The sequence below is a fragment of the Streptomyces sp. CBMA152 genome (genome assembly GCF_014596475.1).
Lineage (GTDB): Bacteria > Actinomycetota > Actinomycetes > Streptomycetales > Streptomycetaceae > Streptomyces.
Map to the genome: position 1 here is coordinate 423,052 of NZ_MECJ01000002.1, position 17,943 is coordinate 440,994.

General features: G+C 69.7%; 14 protein-coding genes. 6 read left to right on the top strand and 8 right to left on the bottom strand.

What is annotated here, in order from left to right:
• Positions 1–10: 10 nt before the first annotated feature.
• On the bottom strand, positions 11–817 hold the full coding sequence (locus tag BG418_RS02855; protein WP_188272026.1) for an alpha/beta fold hydrolase: 807 nt from the start codon (positions 815–817) through the stop codon (positions 11–13).
• Positions 818–970: 153 nt separating this feature from the next.
• Between BG418_RS02855 and BG418_RS02860 the strand changes: the two genes are divergently transcribed.
• Positions 971–1,591 (top strand): TetR/AcrR family transcriptional regulator, encoded by a 621-nt coding sequence (locus tag BG418_RS02860; protein ID WP_188272027.1) that lies wholly within the window; start codon positions 971–973, stop codon positions 1,589–1,591.
• Here BG418_RS02860 and BG418_RS02865 read toward each other — a convergent pair.
• From BG418_RS02865 to tnpA, 3 genes are all read right to left on the bottom strand, one after another.
• Positions 1,580–2,449, bottom strand: coding sequence for a DUF4232 domain-containing protein (locus tag BG418_RS02865; RefSeq protein ID WP_188272028.1), 870 nt, complete (start codon positions 2,447–2,449; stop codon positions 1,580–1,582). The two genes, BG418_RS02860 and BG418_RS02865, sit on opposite strands and share 12 nt — an antisense overlap.
• Before the next feature lie 68 nt (positions 2,450–2,517).
• Entirely contained in the window at positions 2,518–3,309 is a 792-nt protein-coding gene (locus BG418_RS02870) for a class I SAM-dependent methyltransferase (protein WP_188272029.1), read from the bottom strand.
• A 131-nt stretch (positions 3,310–3,440) separates the two neighbouring features.
• Complete coding sequence (gene tnpA, locus BG418_RS02875; RefSeq protein ID WP_188272030.1) at positions 3,441–3,872, bottom strand: IS200/IS605 family transposase; 432 nt, start codon at positions 3,870–3,872, stop codon at positions 3,441–3,443.
• 25 nt (positions 3,873–3,897) lie between these two features.
• On the opposite strand from tnpA, the gene BG418_RS02880 reads away from it, so the two are divergent.
• On the top strand, positions 3,898–5,124 hold the full coding sequence (locus BG418_RS02880; RefSeq protein WP_188272031.1) for an RNA-guided endonuclease TnpB family protein: 1,227 nt from the start codon (positions 3,898–3,900) through the stop codon (positions 5,122–5,124).
• Positions 5,125–5,137: 13 nt separating this feature from the next.
• Here the strand turns inward: BG418_RS02880 and BG418_RS02885 are convergent, their stop codons facing one another.
• Entirely contained in the window at positions 5,138–6,322 is a 1,185-nt protein-coding gene (locus BG418_RS02885; RefSeq protein ID WP_223184224.1) for a Dyp-type peroxidase, read from the bottom strand.
• Between the two features lie 207 nt (positions 6,323–6,529).
• Here BG418_RS02885 and BG418_RS02890 point away from each other — a divergent pair, with 207 nt between their 5' ends.
• Positions 6,530–7,741 carry a right-handed parallel beta-helix repeat-containing protein gene (locus BG418_RS02890; RefSeq protein WP_317453476.1) on the top strand — a complete coding sequence of 404 codons (1,212 nt, stop codon included), beginning with the start codon at positions 6,530–6,532 and terminating at the stop codon, positions 7,739–7,741.
• Here the strand turns inward: BG418_RS02890 and BG418_RS02895 are convergent.
• Positions 7,718–8,497, bottom strand: coding sequence for a hypothetical protein (locus tag BG418_RS02895; protein WP_188272033.1), 780 nt, complete (start codon positions 8,495–8,497; stop codon positions 7,718–7,720). The two genes, BG418_RS02890 and BG418_RS02895, sit on opposite strands and share 24 nt — an antisense overlap.
• Before the next feature lie 254 nt (positions 8,498–8,751).
• Here BG418_RS02895 and BG418_RS02900 point away from each other — a divergent pair, with 254 nt between their 5' ends.
• Positions 8,752–11,634, top strand: a complete 2,883-nt coding sequence (locus BG418_RS02900; RefSeq protein ID WP_188272034.1) for a collagen binding domain-containing protein — start codon at positions 8,752–8,754, stop codon at positions 11,632–11,634.
• Between the two features lie 173 nt (positions 11,635–11,807).
• On the top strand, positions 11,808–13,136 hold the full coding sequence (locus tag BG418_RS02905) for an erythromycin esterase family protein (protein ID WP_223184225.1): 1,329 nt from the start codon (positions 11,808–11,810) through the stop codon (positions 13,134–13,136).
• Positions 13,137–13,205: 69 nt separating this feature from the next.
• Here BG418_RS02905 and BG418_RS40705 read toward each other — a convergent pair whose 3' ends face one another.
• Complete coding sequence (locus BG418_RS40705) at positions 13,206–15,221, bottom strand: vanadium-dependent haloperoxidase (protein WP_188272035.1); 2,016 nt, start codon at positions 15,219–15,221, stop codon at positions 13,206–13,208.
• Positions 15,222–15,660: 439 nt separating this feature from the next.
• On the opposite strand from BG418_RS40705, the gene menE reads away from it, so the two are divergent.
• Complete coding sequence (gene menE, locus BG418_RS02915; protein ID WP_188272036.1) at positions 15,661–16,803, top strand: o-succinylbenzoate--CoA ligase; 1,143 nt, start codon at positions 15,661–15,663, stop codon at positions 16,801–16,803.
• Positions 16,804–16,818: 15 nt separating this feature from the next.
• Here the strand turns inward: menE and menC are convergent, their stop codons facing one another.
• On the bottom strand, positions 16,819–17,931 hold the full coding sequence (gene menC, locus BG418_RS02920) for an o-succinylbenzoate synthase (RefSeq protein WP_188272037.1): 1,113 nt from the start codon (positions 17,929–17,931) through the stop codon (positions 16,819–16,821).
• Between the last annotated feature and the right edge of the window lie 12 nt (positions 17,932–17,943).

The window sequence follows — 17,943 nt, forward strand, 5'->3', positions numbered from 1 at the left end:
GTCCACGGCCTTACCCCTGCGCCTGCGCGTCCAGGAACGTGGTGATGAGCCGCAGCCACTCCTCCGGGCGTTCGGCGAACGGCAGATGGCCGGTGGCGAGGTCCGCGCGGTGGACGCCGGGGATGGTGTCGGCGAGTTCTTCCTGGAGGGAGAGCGGGACCAGTGGGTCGGCGGTGGTGGTGATCAGCAGGGTCGGGATCGTGAGGGCGGCCAGGTCGGCGCGTACGTCGATCCGGCGGGCGAGCTCGATGTGGTCCGGGGTGCCCGGCGGGACGGACTCGGCGAGTGCTTCGGCGGCGGCCCGCACCTGGGCGGGGGTGAACGCGTTGAGGGCGGACGTGCCGAACGCCATCAGTGTGGAGAACTCGGCCAGCAGGAGGCGGTCGCCGGACTCGCACAGCTGCCGCCAGACCGACGCCGCCAGGTCGAACTTGGTGTCGGCGTGCGCGAAGGTCGCCGTCAGGACCAGCGCGGTCACCCGCTCCGGGTGGCGGGTGGCGGCCCGGATCGCGACCGGCCCGCCGAGCGAGTACCCGGAGACGGCGAAGGTCTCCAGGCCCTCGGCGTCCGCCGCCGCGACCAACTGGTCGGCCAGCACGTCCAGTTCGAGGGGTTCCGTCGAACGCGGCGTCGCGCCGGAACCCGGGAAGTCCGCCCCGACCACCGTCCGCCCGGCGGCCAGGCCGTCGAGGATCGGCCCATAGTTGGCCTCGATGCCACCACCGGCACCGTGTGCGAGCAGCAACCCCGGTTGCCCGGATCCCGCACCGCGAACGGTACGGGCGAGAGCCGGCTCGGGCAGCGTGAAAACGGGCATGACGGTCCCCTGTCTGGTGGTTGGTATCGCGCAGGTTCGTATCGCGCAGGCGTAGCTCACATAGACCTTGCTTTAGCGATCGCTAAGGCAAGCGATACCGCGACACTAGCAGCACTTCTTTAGCGATCGCTACAAGAGGGTTAGACTCATGCCATGACCACCACCGAGCGGACCACCGGGCGGCGGCCGCGCCGCTCCTTCGACCGCGACAAGGCGCTGGAGACCGCGCTCACCGAGTTCTGGCGGCACGGTTACGAGACGACCTCGGTCGCCATGCTCACCAAGGCCATGGGGATCAATCCGCCCAGCCTCTACGCCGCTTTCGGCGACAAACGGCAGCTGTTCAGCGAAGCCGTCCAGCTCTACGGGCGTACGCACGGCAGCCACGGCGCCCGCGCCCTCGACGAGCCCACCGCGCGGGGCGCCGTCGAAGGCGTGCTGCGGTTCGCCGCCGCCGACTACACCGACCCGAGCCACCCGCCGGGCTGCTTCGTCATCAACGGGGCCACCAACTGCACCCCGGCCGCCGAGGACGTCAAGGCGGAGCTGCGCGCCATCCGCGAAGGCACCAAGCGCGCCATCGAGGAGAAGATCACCGCCGACGTGGCAGCGGGACGCCTCCCCGACAGCGTCGACGCCCACGCCCTCGCCACGTTCTACGCGGCCGTCATCCAGGGCATGGACACCCAGGCCTGCGACGGGGTGGACCGGGCGACCCTGGAGAGCATGGTCGACCTCGCGATGGCGGCCTGGCCCGACGCGTCAGCGCCCTGAATCCCTCTTCCAGGGGCCGACGCCGACCTTGCCCGTGGTCCCGAGGTCGAGTTCGGGGATCACCATCATCGGGGCATCGCCGGGATTCGCCCGCACCCTGACATAGGGGGCGTTGACCGGATCGCCGACCCCGGCCTCGACGGTGTTGCGCCACACCAGCCCGGCATACGCCCGCTCGCCGGGTTTCAGCGCCAGTGGCTGCGGGACGCCGTCGGCCCCGGTGCCGGTGGCAATGGAGCTGCCGCCCTGGAGGACCTTCACTCCGTCGACGGGCTTGTGGGCCTCGTCGAGGAGTTGGACGTTCGGGTAGCCGTTGAGCCGACGGGTCTGTGTGCCGCAGTTCTCCAGGTGCAGACCGATGACCCGGAGCCCCATCGCGGCATCGCCCTCATCGGCGTACACACGTACTCCCGAGGGCGGGCAGGTTCCCCCACTGGAGGAGTCTTCGGCGGTGGGGACGCTCCGCACCCGGGCGATCTTCACGTGGGCCACACGGTGCGCACGTGAGGGGAGCCCGTGGAGGTCGCTCACGGTGACGCTGCTCTTTACGGTCTGGCCGGGCTTCACGGCCGACACTGTCTGCCTGGCCTCGCCCAACCCCTCACCGGAATCCGTCCGCAACGCGAAGCCGACGGTGTAAGTGGACGGCTCCGACTCGCGGTTGGTGGCCTCGAACTCGGCGCGTTGTGTGTCCGGGTTCCAGTCGGTGACCTTGACTCCGTCCTTTTCCGCATAGGGAGCGGCCTCAGGTCGAGGCGAAGTGCCGTGCTGCGAACCGGCACTCTGCGTCCCGCATGCCGTGAGCAGTAGAACGCCGACGGCAGTGACGGCGGCGGAGGTGGAAAGGGGGCTACGCATGGGTCGAGTCGATCAGTTCTGGACCGGGGTGGCTGTGACGGAAGCCATGTTTCCGGTCACGGTCACGGTCACGTCACAGAGCGGGGCAATGTAGTCGGAATCGCGGTGAGGACGGGTTGGTAGAACCCGCTGGCAGCCGGGGTGTGCCAGGTGATGTCCGTGAAGCCCGCCTCGGTCACGAATTCCGTCAACTGCCCCTGTGTCAGCGCCCAATACGTGGTCCGGCGCACGCGTACGTTCCAGGTGTCTCCCGCAGGGAGGAGCTGGAAGTGCTCCAGGTCGTAGCGCTCGCCGTCCTCGTGCCAGTGCCACAGCTGGAAAGTGATCACCTCGCCGTCGGCGGTCTGCGAGACCTGGGGAGGGGCCGCCGTGGGGTGGGTCTGCCGGGCTTCGTCGTACGCCCGGATGGTGAGCACGAGCAGCCCGTCGTCCCGCAGTACGCGTCGCATATCGAGCAGGGCCGTCCGAACCTCCTCGGGGGAGAGCAGGTGCGGCAGCGCGTTGTCGGCGCAGATGACGACGTCGAAGGAGGACGGTCTGAACGGCAGAGCTCGCATGTCCGCTGCTGCCAGCGGGAGTTGTACGCCACGGGTTGCCGCGTGGGCGGCGGCGTGGGCGGTGGCCACGGGGCTCAGGTCGCTGCCGACGACCCGGTGCCCGCCCAGGGCGAGCCCGATCGCCTGGGTGCCGATCCCGCAGGAGCAGTCCAGAATCGTCGGTGGCCCCGCCCCGGGTCGTAACCGAATGAGCCCGTCCAACACCTTCGCCTGGTACGCCATGCTCGCGTCCCAGTCCTGGAAGATCAGGTGGTAGTCGGCGGCCAGTTCGTCGTAGAAGTCCCTCACCGAGAATCCGGGCATGCGCCTCACCGTAGTGCGCGCGCGTCCGTCTACCTTTGATTTTGGCCAGTGCTCCGGCGATTACGCCGGGGGTGGGGGCTATCTCAGAATTGCTCTGACCGGTGCATGAGCACGGGTGGGTACTGTTCGCCTCAGCTCGCGGGGCGCTTCTGGTTTTCGATGTACTGCTTCACGACGGTCGGGGGTGCTCCGCCGCAGCTTCCGGCGAAGTAGGAGCCGGACCGGAAGTGCCCGCCCCACAGGTGCCGGCGCACGTGCGCGTCGTACTCCTCGCGCAGCAGCCGGGCAGAGAAGCCTTTGAGGGAGTTGACCAGCTTGGAGAGCTGGATTTTAGGCGGGTAGTGCACGAGGAGATGTACGTGGTCGTCCTCGCCGTTGAACTGCTTCATCTCGGCCTCGAAGTCGTCGCATACCTCCCGCATGATCTCTTCACAGCGCGTCAGCATGGCGTCTCTCGTGGTCTTGCGTCGGTACTTCGTGACGAAAACCAAGTGGACATGCAGGTTGTGGATGACGTGACGGCTGGTGCGTACATCGGGATTAGGGTTCCAGCGTGGTGACATGAACCACGTATGTATGGTGATTGCTATGCAGCTCAGGTACGGGTTCCGCCTGTATCCGAACGGTCCTCAGCTCTCGGCGCTGGCCAGGGCGTTCGGGTGTGCGCGGGTGGTCTTCAACGACGCGTTGCGCGTCCGTGAGGACGCCCGCGTCACCGGGCTGCCGTTCGTCACCTCCGCTGATCTTTCCAAGCGGCTCACGGCGTCGAAGAAAACCCCGGAGCGGGCATGGCTGGGTGAAGTTTCCTCTGTCATCCTCCAGCAGTCCCTTCGCGATCTGGACAGCGCGTACCGGAAATTTTTCGACGGCCTCAAGGGCAAGCGCCCGAAGATGGGGCCACCCCGCTTCAAGTCCAAGCGGGACACTCGGCAGGCGATCCGGTTCACCGCAAACGCCGGATGGAAGATCACACCCGGCGGGAAGCTGCGGCTGCCCAAGGTGGGCGACGTGCCGGTGAAGTGGTCGCGCACGCTGCCGTCCACCCCCACCACAGTGACCGTGATCAAGGACAGTGCCGGGCGTTGCTTCGCTTCGTTCATCGTGGAGACCGGCCCGGAAGGAGTCCTGACACCGGTCACGCCCCAGGTCGGCATAGACCTCGGCCTGGGGCACTTCGCCGTCCTCTCGGACGGCCGGAAGATCGACAGCCCGCGCTTCCTGCGCCGCGCTGAGAAGCGCCTCAAGCGCGCACAGCACAACCTCAGCCGCAAGGCAAAAGGATCGAACAACAGGAACAAGGCCCGGATCACACTCGCCCGTGCTCACGCACGGGTCGCCGATGCACGCCGTGAGTTCCACCACCAGCTTTCCACCAAGCTGATCCGCGAAAACCAAGCCATCGCGGTGGAAGACCTGGCGGTCAAGGGGCTCGCCCGCACACGCCTGGCCAAGTCCGTGCACGATGCTGGATGGTCCCAGTTCGTGGCCATGCTCGCCTACAAGGCCGACCGGTACGGACGCGCCTTCGTGCGCATAGGCCGGTTCGAGCCGCCCTCCCAGGTCTGCTCGGCCTGCGGCGTCAAGGACGGCCCCAAGCCCCTGCACGTCCGAGAGTGGACGTGCCGGGAGTGCGGGACGGTCCTGGACCGAGACATCAACGCGGCGGTCAACATCGCCAAGGCGGCCGGACTGGCCGTGACAGCCTGCGGAGCGCGGATAAGACCAGGACTTGTCCCGGCACAGCGTGAAGAAACAGGAACCCGCCCGGAGCCGCACCGGACCATAGTGCGACAGACGGGAATCGCCTTCCTCTAGGTGGGCCAGGATTTCAAAGGACAGTGCTGCCCAACACCTCCTTCCCACTCGCGCCGGGCAGCACGAAGAACACGGCGGAGCCGTAGTGCTCGATGTACGGGTTGAGGGCGTCATGGGCCGCCAGGCGGCGCTGGACGCGGACGAACAGCTCCGGATCGTTGAGGTAGGCGAGAAAGAGCAGGCCCTGGTCGTCCGGGCCGTTGTCGTACGAGTATCCGCGCCGCAACATGCGCGCGCCGCCGTCGAAGCGCGGGTGGGCGAGGCGTACATGGGCGTCGGCGGGGAGCAGATAGCGGCCCTGGGGTGTCTTGGCGAAGAGGTCGGCCTCGGCGTGCTCCGGGCCGCCCTGGAGTGGGCCGCCGCCCGCCTTGTGGCGGCCGATGATCCGTTCCTGCCGTTCGATCGGCAGGTCGCCGAACTCTTCTGTCGCCAGGCGGACGCGCCGTACGACCAGATACGTGCCACCGCGATACGGGCCGGACCCCAGCCACACCCAGCGCGCGGCCTCCGCGACGCTCGGGTTGGCCGTACCGTCCTTGAAGCCCAGGAGGTTACGAGGTGTCTCGCCGGGCCGTGTCACCGGGAGGAAACCCACCTGACGCCAACGCGGACGCAGCACACCCGACGCCGCCCGCTCCAGTGCGCGCCCCAACTCGCCGACGGCGTCCGGGGTGCGGGCGCAGACCTGGACACACACATCGCCGCCCCCGGCCTCGGGCCGAAGCCGGTCACCCGCGAAAGCGGGCAGCTCACGCAACGCCTCCGGTGCGTGGAGACCGAGCCGGGCGAAGAGGCCCGAACCCACCCCGACCGTCGCGGTCCGGCGGTCGCGGTCGTCGGCCCGGAGGTCGCCGAGCATCGGCGTCCAGGCCGCGAGCATGCGCCGCACCGCACGTCGGCCTTCCGGACCGTGGATGCCGGGGCACAGGTCGTACGAGAGCAGCAGCGCGTGCGGGGGCTGGGGGTCGGCGATGCCCCGCTGGTGGCCTGCGGGGGTGCGCCCGGGACCGTGCGCGGGGGACGGGGCAGGAGTCCGGGTGGGTGACCGCTGGCAACCGGCCGTCGTGGCAGTCGTACCCATGGCGACGAGGCCGCCCAGCAGGGTGCGGCGCCTGGGGGAGGTGCGGCTCTCGGGCCCGGGGTCCGCATCCGTATCCGCACCGGGCGGACCGGACCGTACGTATCCAGCCGACGGCAAGTAATCATAAAAAGGGGCGTAGTTCGCATTCACGGCGCTCCGCACGATACACCTGCCCCCATGGTCGCCCTTGCCTTTCGCCTCGTGCCGTGGCGACGCCGGTGGACCCCGGTCGTCGCTGCCGCTCTGCTTCTGCTGGTTCCGGCGTGTTCCGGTCCGGCGGACGACTCGGTGCCGCCCGGTCGCGGCCCTGGGGCCACACTGCGTGTGCCGCGTGACTACGGTTCCGTGCAGCAGGCCGTCGATCACGCCCGGGCGGGTGATCTCGTCCTGGTCGCGCCAGGCGTCTACCGCGAGAGCGTCACCATCGCCGCGCCGCGCGTCGTGCTGCGCGGCGCGGACCGCAACAGCGTCGTGATCGACGGGGAGTTCCGCCGCGCCAACGGCGTCACCGTCACGGGGCCGGGCTCGGTGGTGGAGAACCTGACGGTCCGCAACCACCTGGCCAACGGCGTGCTGTTCACCGGGGTGACCGACGCGTCCCGGCACACCGGCGGCGCGGGCGGAGCGGGGTACGAACGGCTCGACACCAAGGCGTACCCACCGCTCAGGGGCTTCCGGGCCTCGTACATCACCGCGCACAACAACGCGCTGTACGGCATCTACGCGTTCGACGCCCGCGAGGGGGTCATCGAGGACTCGTACGCCTCGGGGCAGGCCGACTCCGGTATTTATGTGGGCCAGTGCCGCCCGTGTCTCACCACGGTCCGGCGCAACACCGTCGAGCACAACGCGGTCGGCATCGAAGTCACCAACGCCTCGGAGGAGTTGTACGTCCTCGGCAACACCGCCCGCCGCAACCGGGTCGGGGCGACCGTCAACTCCAACGACCTGGAGGCCCTGGCACCCCAGCACCGGGCGGTGTTCGCCGGCAACGCCCTCAGCGACAACAACGACGACCACAGCCCCGAGCAGGCCGACGGCGGTTTCGGCATCGGGATCGGCCTCGGCGGTGGCACGGACAACGCCGTCGAGCACAACCTGATCAGCGGGAACCGCCGTGCCGGGGTGCTGCTCACCGATGTCGCGGGCTACCCGGCGGCCCGTAACGCCGTACGCGCCAACCGGGTCACCGGTAACGGCACCGACCTCGTGCTCGCCAGCGCGGCCCAGGGCGGCAACTGCTTCGACGGCAACACACAGGACCGGGTGTCCCCGGCCGAGCTCACCGAGGCGGCCCCGTGCGGCCGCAGCGGCGGGCCGTGGCCCGCGCCCGGCTCGGCGCCGGCCGTCACCGCGCCGCCGGGGATGTCCTTCCGGATCGTGCCCGCCCCGCCGCCGCAGCTGTCCATGCCCCGGGCGCTCTCCACGCCACCCAGTGCTGCCGTCGGCCTGCCGGGACGCCCGGACACGCAGTCCTACGCGCTGCCGACCGGTTCGGGAAGCCAGGGCCGGTCACGACGGCGGCGTGGTCGCTGACGGCCATGGCCCGGGCGGCAGCGGCGAGCGGTGCCGCCCGGTGAAGTCGACCGTCATCGGCTCCTCGCCGCTCGCCATCTGGGCCTCCACACGGCCGAGCGCGCCCGTCGCGTCGACCCAGTACGTCACCGGCGAAGCCCCCGACGGTTTGTCGCTGTTGGGCGTGTGCGCGCCCAGTCCCTCGGGGACCCGGGCGGGGCGCGGACCGGCGAAGAGGGTGTAGACGCGGCCCCGGATCCGTTTCTCACCCAGCCACTTGGGCCCCGACTGGGCCAGCAGCTGGGCGTTCTCGGGCCGGTCGCTGCCCAGGGCCAGGACGAGCCGCAGCGCGCGGTCCAGCGGGTCGCGGGTGTAGGGGCGCCGAGACCAGCGGGTGGCCGCGCCCGGGCGGGCCACCGCCCGCTCAGGCCCCGCCGACACGGCTCCCGGTGCCACCGACACGGTCGCCTGGTCCCAGGCGACCCGGCCCTCGTGGCCCAGCGCGCTGTAGCTGCCGCTGGCGCGGTGGGCCGCGTAGTCGACGACGGCCTCCACGCTGACCTCGGCGTCGGCGGTGGGCACGCGCAGCCGGACGGCGGCCGGGCCCGTCTCGTACACCGTCAGGCGGGCCAGCGCCAGCCGTTGGGCCTCCTCCTGGGTGAGCGGACGCGCCGCGTCGCCCGCGCCGCAGGCCGTCGTGCCGATGAGGAGCCATGCCGCGAGCAGTGCGGCGCGCCCGGTGCGCCGCAGGGCCCGGGGAATCGGTTGTCCCGTCACCGGGTCAGCACATCATCGGCGGTGCGCCGAGTGCGGCCATGACACGGTCGCGTCGGCCGTTCAGGTACACCACGGATGTTCGGCCACCCCGCCGACCCGAACCTGGTACGCCATCGACCCGAGGGGCGGTTCGGGTGAACCTGGCGTGGCAGAAGAGTGAGCGCCGACCTCCACGGCCGATGTCGATCAAGAGAGTTCGGCGATCCGATGTTCATTCTTTTCGTCGTATCAGGTGACGGCGGAAAAGAGAGACGATGAAACACCCTCCATGGCCTGCCACGGGCCGCTTCCGGTACTGGGCGGCGGGCGGCGCGGCGCTGATGCTGGCCACGCCCCTCCTGGGCACCGCCCAGGCCGGCGGCTCCACGGCCCGCGTGGACGGCACGGTCGATGTCACCGTGGTACGGGACGTGGACTCCGACGGCAGTTGGACGCCCGCCCTCGAAGTCGGGGAGCAGGGCATCCCCGTACTGCTCACGGACGCGGCGGGCACCACACGTACCGTCGTCACCGGTGACGACGGCAAGGCGCACTTCAACCCCGCGGACCTCGGGCTCACCGGCGGGCGCTACCGCGTCGAAGCGGTGATTCCGAAAAACAAGTCGTTCCTGCGCCCCGCCCAGGCGGGCGGCCCCGCGCCCTCCCTGTCGTCCCTCGTCGAGTTCGTCGACGTGACCGGTGGCAAGAACGCCTCCGTCGTCACCGGCGTACACGTCCCCTCCGACTACTGCCAGGCCAACCCCACCCTCGCGACGCCGTGTTTCCACCAGGGCGCGCCCGGACAGGTGGGCACGAAAGCGCTGGTGTCCTGGCCGTACGACCGCACAGGCAGCAGCCCGGCACCCACGGACGAGACCACCTTCGAGCAGATCGGCGCCACCTACGGCCTCGCCCACAAGCGGGACACCGACCAGCTGTTCGTCGGCGCGCTCACCAAACGTCTTATGCCGTACGGGCCCGCGGGCCCCGGCGGTATCTACGTCGTGGACCGCAAGACCAAGCAGACCTCGCTGTTCGCGACCGTTCCCGACGCCGGTGACGCCAAGCACTCCACCGACCTCACCCGCGACACGATGGAGATCAACAACGCGGTCGGCAAGGAAGGCCTCGGCGACCTCGACATGGGCGGCGACGGCCACACGCTGTACGCGGTGGGGCTCAAGGCCAAGAGCCTGTACGTGTACGACACCAACGGCGCCGGTCCTGGCAAACCGGCCGCTCAGCCCCAGCAGACCATCCCGATCCCCGACCCCGGCTGCCCCAGCGGCGCGGCCGACTGGCGCCCGTACGGCTTGGGCTTCCACGACGGCGCCCTGTACCTGGGCGGCACCTGCAGCGCCGAGTCCTCGCAGAACGACGCGGATCTGCGGGCGTATGTGCTCAAGCTCGACGGCACATCGTTCACCACCGTCGTCTCGCACGACCTCGCGTACGAGCGGGGCCTGGGTTACTCCTCCGTCGGCGGTGACACGCACTGGCGGCACTGGCTGAAGACCTGGGACCCGTACGCGTGGTTCAAGCAGGCCAACTTCCCGCAGCCGATCCTCTCCGACATCGTCTTCGACCGCGACGGCTCGATGATCCTGGGATTCCGGGACCGGCTCGGCGACCAGGCCGGCTACGAGGCGCTCTCGCCCGAGGGGTCCACCGACACCGCTCAGCGCTCGCTGTTCCCCTCCATGGGGGACATCACCCGCGTCTGCAAGAAGGGCACCGGGTGGGTGTGGGACAGCGAGGGGCCCGAGTGCCCCAACCACTTCGTGAACGGCAGCGCGCCGCCGCAGCAGGACGGGGTGAAGGAGTATTACTACGACGACTCCACGCTCGGGCAGCTCGCCGAATCCGTCCAGGGCGGGCTCGCGTTCGCGCCGCGCTTCACCAAGACCGTGTCGACGATCGTCGACCCGCTGACGATCTTCTCGGGCGGTGTGCGCAAGTTCGACAACACCACGGGCAAGGGCTCCGAGGACTATCAAGTCGACGGTGGCACAGGCTCGTTCGGCAAGGCCAACGGCCTGGGCGACCTGGAACTCCTGTGTGACGAGGCACCGATCCAGATCGGCAACCGCGTCTGGTTCGACCGCAACCGCAACGGCATCCAGGACCCCACCGAGGAGGCGATCCCCGGGGCGACCGTCACCTTGCTCGACAAGGACGGCAAGGTCGTCGAAACGACGCGGACCAACGAGCGCGGCGAGTACTACTTCCAGGTCAAGCCGCACACCGAGTACCAGATCAAGTTCGACGTGACCACGGCGGACACCGCCGGAATCCCCGAGAAACCCGCGCCCAAGGACCTGGTCCCCACGGCCAGGGACCGGGGCGACAACCGCTCCATCGACTCCAACCCCGACCCGCGCACCCAGATCGACAGGCTGACTACCGGGGCGGCGGGCGACAACGACCATACCCATGACGCCGGTTACTACATCCCGCCCCAAGGACAGGTGAGCGTCGTCAAACACGACGCGAAGACCGGCACACCCCTGTCCGGAGCCGTCTTCCAGCTGTGGCACGAGACCAACGGCCAGTCCGGTCTCCAGATGAGCGGGGCAACCCCCGACACCAAGGTGGGCGGCCCCTGCACCACACCGGCGGATGGCACCTGCCGCACCGGGAACCTGCCGCTCGGCACGTACTACTGGCAGGAAGTCTCGGCCCCCAGTGGTCATGTGCTGCCCACACCCGCCGTGTTCGGACCGCTGCATCTGACGGCGGAGGACGCCGAGCACGGGGTCAGCGTCACGGTCCCCAACCAGCCCCTGCAAGGACAGATCAAGGTCCTGAAGCTGGACGCCACGACCAAGAAGGCGCTTGAGGGTGCCGTGTTCGAGCTGTGGCAGGAGACCAACGGCACGGCCGGACTCCAGACCGGCGGAGCAACTCCGGACACCAAACACGGCGCGGCCTGCGCCACCGACGGGCAGGGTCACTGCGCCTTCCCGGACCTCCCGCTGGGCACCTACTACCTGCGTGAGACGGCGGTCCCCGAGGGCTACCGCCTCCCCGACCAACCGGTCACCGGCCCGTACACCATCACGGCCGACAACGCCGAGCACAGCGTGGACATCACGTTGAAGAACACCAGAGGCGAACCGCCCAAGGGCAAGGGGAAGGGAGCACCGCGCGGGCACTGACCCACACGGCAGGATCGCAGGCCCCCGGGGAGCGCGAGCTCCCACGGGGGCCTGCGCGCGCCGGTGCGGGGGTTACCCCCAGGGGAGGCCGGAGGACAGCCGTAGGGCGCGGTCGTCGCGTCGGCGCGATGATCAAACTCAGCTTGAAATATCCCAGTTGAGGAGTGTGCGGCATGACCGAGGCGATAGGGCGACGGCCGGTGTTGATGGCGGCGGCGGGCGCGATGGGGGTGCTGCTGGCTCCCACGACGGCCCATGCGGCCCAGCTCGATGGTCAGGACCCGGTCCGTGCGCTGCGGCAGGCGTCCCGCCCGCTGCGGTCGACGGATCCGGGGTGGGACGTGGCCGACCTGCGGCCCCTGGGGGCGATGATCGGTGACGCCCAGGTGGTGGGGTTGGGCGAGGCCACGCACGGGTCGCATGAGTTCTTCACCATGAAGGAGCGGGTCTTCCGGTATCTCGTCGAGAAGAGGGGTTTCACCACCTTTGCCCTGGAGATGAGTTGGCCTGCGGGACTGCGACTCGACGCGTACGTTCAGAGTGGCCGGGGGGACGCGCGCCAGGTCGTGAAGGAGACCCTCGGAGGATCGCCGTGGGAGCGCGAGGAGTTCCTGCATCTGATCGAGTGGATGCGGGACCACAACCGGCGTCATCCCGGCCATCGGGTCCACTTCATGGGTGATGACATCGGCGCTCCCAAGATCGGGGACGACCTCTTCGAGCGGGTGACGGGCTATGTCGGGCGGCACCACGCGCAGTTGCTGCCGCGCTTCACCGAGCTCTACACCGGCCTGCGTCCTCTCGACGACAGCTTCGCCTATCTGCGCGGGCCGCTCCCGGAACGACAGCGACTCGCGGCCAATGCCCAGCAGGCCCTGGATCTGCTGGAGGGCCAACGAGGCGCGGGCGGCGAGGAGTTCACGTGGACGGTGCAGCATGCCCGGTCCATCGCCCAGACCGCCGCGTTCCTCGCCAGCGACCTCGACAACCCCGAGGCGATACCCGCCGCGATGATCTACCGCGACCGGGCGATGGCCGAGAACGTCGCCTGGTGGCACCGGCACACCGGCCACAAGGTGCTCGTGTCGGCGCACAACGGGCACGTGGCCTACGTACCCGACCTCCCCCAGTCGTACCCGAAGGTGCAGGGTGGGTTCCTGCGAGAAGCGCTCGGCGCGGCATACCTCCCCATCGGACTGACCTTCGGCCAGGGGTCCTTCCTGTCGGAGGACAAGAGCCTCGCCGGCCCGTGGAAGAAGTTCACGGTGGGCGCGCCCGATCTCGGCACCAGTGAGCACACCCTCGACCAGGTCCGTCACACCGACTACTTCCTCGACATCCGCACCGCCCCGGCAGCGGCCCGCGCCTGGCTGGACACCACCCGCCCCATACGCAGTATCGGCACCGAATACCCCTGTCCGCTCGCAGACGTCCGGATCGGCCGGTCCTTCGACGTCCTCATCCACCTCCACCGCGTTCGGGAGGCTGACAAGCTGCGGTGACCATCCGGACACGGAGGCGGGGCAGCCGAGTGGCCGCCCCGCCGTTCGCTGACCGGTCGAGTCGCAGAGCTAGCGAAGGGTCACCACGGACGCCATCCACTGGTGCGTCGCGGTGCCGGAGGCCGCGTAGCTGCCGGTGGTGGGGACGATCTGGTACGCGGTGGCGAGCTGGTCCTCGGAGACGAACAGCGTCGGCCGGGCGGTGAAGCCCGCGTCCCAGGTGGCGTTGTCGCCGCCCTGGACGCCCGCCACCCCGAAGACGAGTTCATTCGCCGCGTTGGTCGTCGCCGTACTGCCCGAGTTGAACGGGGTGCCGGCCGCCCCGGTCGCGGACGAGGTCCGGTCGACGGCGGTCACTCCGCTGAACTCCTCTACGGAGGCGTGGTGTTCGCCGGTCGTGGGATAGGTCAGCGTGATGGTGTCCGACGGGGTGAGCGGCTTGACCCCGATCGAGGCGAGGACGAGGGTGCGGTCGCTCGCGCCGTCCGCCTTGTCGGTGACCACGGAGTACACATTGCCCTGGGTGTCGGTGGCGCCGACGGCACCGGAGTGCGTGTTGGTCAGCATCGCGGAGACCAGCAGGGTGTCACCGGCCCGGACCGTACGGCCCACGGGCAGCGCCAGACTCGTCCCGCTCGCCGCGGCCGCCGCCGAGGCGACCGGGCCCTGGTAGGCGATGGCGCCGTTGCGCTGGAGCGCGTTGCGGTACGCGTAGTCGCCGACCGAGTACCCGGCGCTCAGCCCCTGCTCGGTGTCGAAGCGGTAGTGGACCCCCAGATACAGCCGGCTGAAGCCGTCCTCGGTGGCGGCCGCGCTGATGGAGTTGAAGCTCCGGGTGACCGTCTCCGGGTTGGTGAGCTGCTTGTCCTGCGTATGGGCGGTGTACGAGACGTTGTCGCCGAAGTAGTCGCGCATCACCCCGGCCCAGGCTCCCGCGAAGGTTGCGTGCCCGGAGACATAAGAGGGGAACGGCGGGGTGAAATGGGTGCCGTCGGGCATCGCGGACAGCGGATTCCAGGAGCGATCCTGTTGGAGAGCCGAGTTGGTGGCGGTGTTGGCGTTCCGGATCGCGGTCACCGGCCGCCACAGCGAGATCGGCGTGTCGTACTTGGCGTCCCAGGCGGTGATCGAGGCGTCGGCCATGGAGATCGCGACCAGCGCGAACAGCCGCGCGTTGGCGAACTCGCCCAGTTGCTCGCCCGAGGACTGGGATATCGCCGCGGTGGTCTCGAAGAGCTGCCCGGGCGGTTTGTAGGTGCCCGGCGTCACAACGTTGTTGCCATCACAGATCGGACCGAGGTCGTTCGCCCAGAACTTGGCGTACTGCGTCTGGTCGTCCGAGCGGTCGGCCGTGGTGGCGGTGGCCGAGCCGACCCGCTGCACCTCGTTGACCTGAGCCGCGTATTCCGGACTGGCCAGCAGTGTCGAGTACGAGCTGTATCCGGCGGGCAGCGGAGGCCGGAACTGGTCGCCCGTGGTCATGGCGAACGGCTTGAGCTTGCCCCAGTTGGGACCGACGGCGGGCTTTCCCTCGGTGGGCCGCCAGCGTCCGTCGGTCTGGTCGACGGTGTAGGTCCCTCCGAAGGCGGTGTTCGTGTCGGCCGCCCTGGCCGCGATCATCGCCTGGGCAGCCTGCTGTCCGACCTTCTGCCCGGCCGTCTTCTGCGCATCGGTCACCGAGGCCGGGAGATAGCTGAGCTCCCTGTTCAGCGCGGTGTTGATGTCGTCGTAGAACGATGCCTGTTGCCCCGGGAACGCGGCCACCAGGGTGTCGTGCGCTGCTTGGTCGATCGCGGCCTCGGCCGAGGCGCCCGCGTCGGCGGATATCCGGCCCAGGTAGAAACCGTAGGCGGGATCGGATCCGCCGGAGATCGAGTTGTCGGCGTCCCAGATCGCGGCGTGCATCATCGCCCCGGCCCGTACGAGCGGCCCGGGAGCGCTGTACTCGCCGCAGACCTTGGTGAACTGCTGACGCAGGACCTGGTTCCACTCCAGCACGTGGTCGTGCGCGGGGGTGGCGGCGGCCGAGACCGCCGGGGTGGACAGGGCCAGCGGTCCGCCAAGGGCGAGCACGGTGGTGGCCACCACCCGCCACCGGGCCGTCCGGCCGGATCTTCGGTTGCGCGCGGGCGTGCGGGTCGGTTCCAACGAGCGAAGGTGTGCGAACACAGGACTCCTCAACAGGACGATGGTGCACGGGATTCGACACGTCGGGTGGATTCACCCAGCCGCGACTATTCGCCGTCCCGACCCGTCCAAGCAACGGCCTGGGACACTCCCGGACGATCGTGGACGCCGTCGGCATGACAGGCTGGCCCTGTACCTGGCATGTACACGGAGGAACGGATGCGCCGTCGTAGGAACTGGCCGCCGACGGCGCGAAGGTCGCGTACACCGTGACCAAGTTCCAGTACACAGCCACGGTCAAGAGCGTGCGGAACGGGCCGATGCAGTGGAAGGTGGAAGGTGGAGGGGGCGGGGGCGTGATGCCTGCTGTGAAGCTGACGCACTTCGAGGGGGAACGATGGTGTCGACGTTGTCGTGCGACGGGGGGCCGGAGTCGACGGCCGCTTTAGTCGCGGTGGTCCGCCGGGCGCTGGAGGGGGCCGGGCCCGCGGTGCTGCCGGTGGCGGCCGCCACCGCGCCGCCGCCGTTCGATCTCGCGGCGCACGTGCCCGAGGGAACCGCGGTCGTCATCGGGACCTCCGGCTCGACGAGCCACCCCAAGGGTGTGATGCTTTCGGCCACGGCCCTGCGGGCATCCACGCAGGCCACACACGCCAGACTGGGCGGGGCGGGCCGCTGGTTGCTGGCGTTGCCGCCGTACCACGTCGCGGGACTTCAGGTGCTGGTGAGATCGCTCCTCGCGGGCACCTCGCCCGTCGTCCACGACTCGCGCGGCGGGTTCCGGGCCGAGGACTTCCGCTCCGCCGACTGCCGCTATACCGCGCTTGTGCCCACCCAGCTCGTCCGTCTGCTGCGCGCGGGCGGTGCGGCCCTGGCGGCGCTGCGGTCGTTCGACGCCGTCCTCCTCGGCGGGACGAGTATGTCGCCCGAACTCGTGGGACGCGCCCGGGAGGCCGGGGTCCGGGTGGTGACCACGTACGGGATGAGCGAGACCGCCGGGGGGTGTGTCTACGACGGGGTGCCACTTGACGGCGTGCGCGTACAGGTGGCGGAGGATCACGACACCGGCGGATCCGTTCTCCTCGGTGGACCGACCCTCGCCTCGGGGTATTTGGGCGAACCGGAGCTGACCGCCCGGGCGTTCGCGGACGGGTGGTTCCGCACGGACGACCTCGGCCGTCGGCACCCCGATGGCCGTCTGGAGGTGCTGGGCAGGGCCGACGACGTGATCATCACCGGCGGGGTGAAGGTCTCGCCGTCGGCGGTGGAAGACGTCCTGCGCGAGCAGTCCGGGGTGGGCGAGGCGTGTGTCGTCGGGGTGGCCGACAGCGACTGGGGACAGATCGTGGTCGCCGTTGTCGTGCCGACCGAGCCGGGTGGTCTCCGGCTGGGCGTGGAGCGTGAGTTGGCGGATTCCGTACGGGCCCGGCTCGGCGCCGCGGCCGCGCCGAAGGCCGTACGGGTGCTCGCGGACATGCCCATGAGGGGGGTTGGGAAGCCGGACCGGCGGGCGGTCCGGGCGCTGTTCGAGCCGAGGTGAGCCGTTGGGTAGCCGTCAGCGGTTGGCCGTGAGCCGTGCGTGCCTTCGCGTACGCGCTGCCAGGAAGTCCATGTCGACCTCGTACGGCACCGGCTGGAGCGGAACGGCGATGAGGCCGTCCTTCGCTCGGGTCTCGGGCGTGACGATGTCGCGGTCGAAGTATTTGTCGGAGCCGGAGTTGTCGCCGGGGAGGGTGAAGCCGGGCAGTGCGGAGAGCGCGATGTTGGCCGCGCGACTGATGCCGAAGTCGTGCATGCCGCCGCACCACACCGGGACTCCTGCGGCCACGCAGGCGTCATGCGCCAGCTTGGCTTCCAACAGGCCGCCCAGCCGGGCCGGTTTGATGTTGACGACTCGGCAGCTGCCCAGTTCGAGGGCGCGTCGGGTCCGCTTCGCGGAGTTGAGGCTCTCGTCGAGGCAGAGCGGTGTGCGCAGGCTGCGCTGAAGCTCCGCGTGCTCGGTCAGGTCGTCCCAGGCCAGGGGCTGTTCGATCATCATCAGGTCGAAGGCGTCGAGCTGTTGGAGGTGGGTGACGTCCCGTAGGGTGTAGGCGCAGTTCGCGTCGACCATGAGCGGCAGAGTGGGGAAGCGGTCGCGTACGGCTTCCAGTACCGACACGTCCGCTCCGGGGCCGATTTTGAGTTTCACCCGGCGGTAGCCCTGGTCCACATGGCGTTGGACCGTCTCGCACAGCCGCCCGAGATCGCGGTCCATGCCCAGGCTGACCCCGGACTCGACGGTGTCGCGGGCGGCGCCGCCGAGGAGTTCGGGCAGGGAGCGACCGGTGGCGGTGGCCAGCAGGTTCCACGCGGCCATCTCGATGCCGCTGCGGGCGAAGTTGTTGGCCTTTACCCGGGAGTAGAGGCCGATGAACTCCTCGACGGTGTCCCAGGAGCGGCCGAGGACGGCGGGCGCGAGGAAGTCGTGCAGGACGGACCACACGGTGTCGGTCGTCTCGCCCGTGTAGTACGGGTCCACCGGCGTCGGCGCCTCCCCCCAGCCCACCAACCCCTCGGCAACGGCCCGTACCACCACATGCCGCAAGGTGCCGGCGCCGTGGGTGCTGGCCTGGAACGTGTGGTTGAGGCGCAGTTCGACAACGTACAGGTCGATATGTTCGATGCGCATACGGAGAAATTC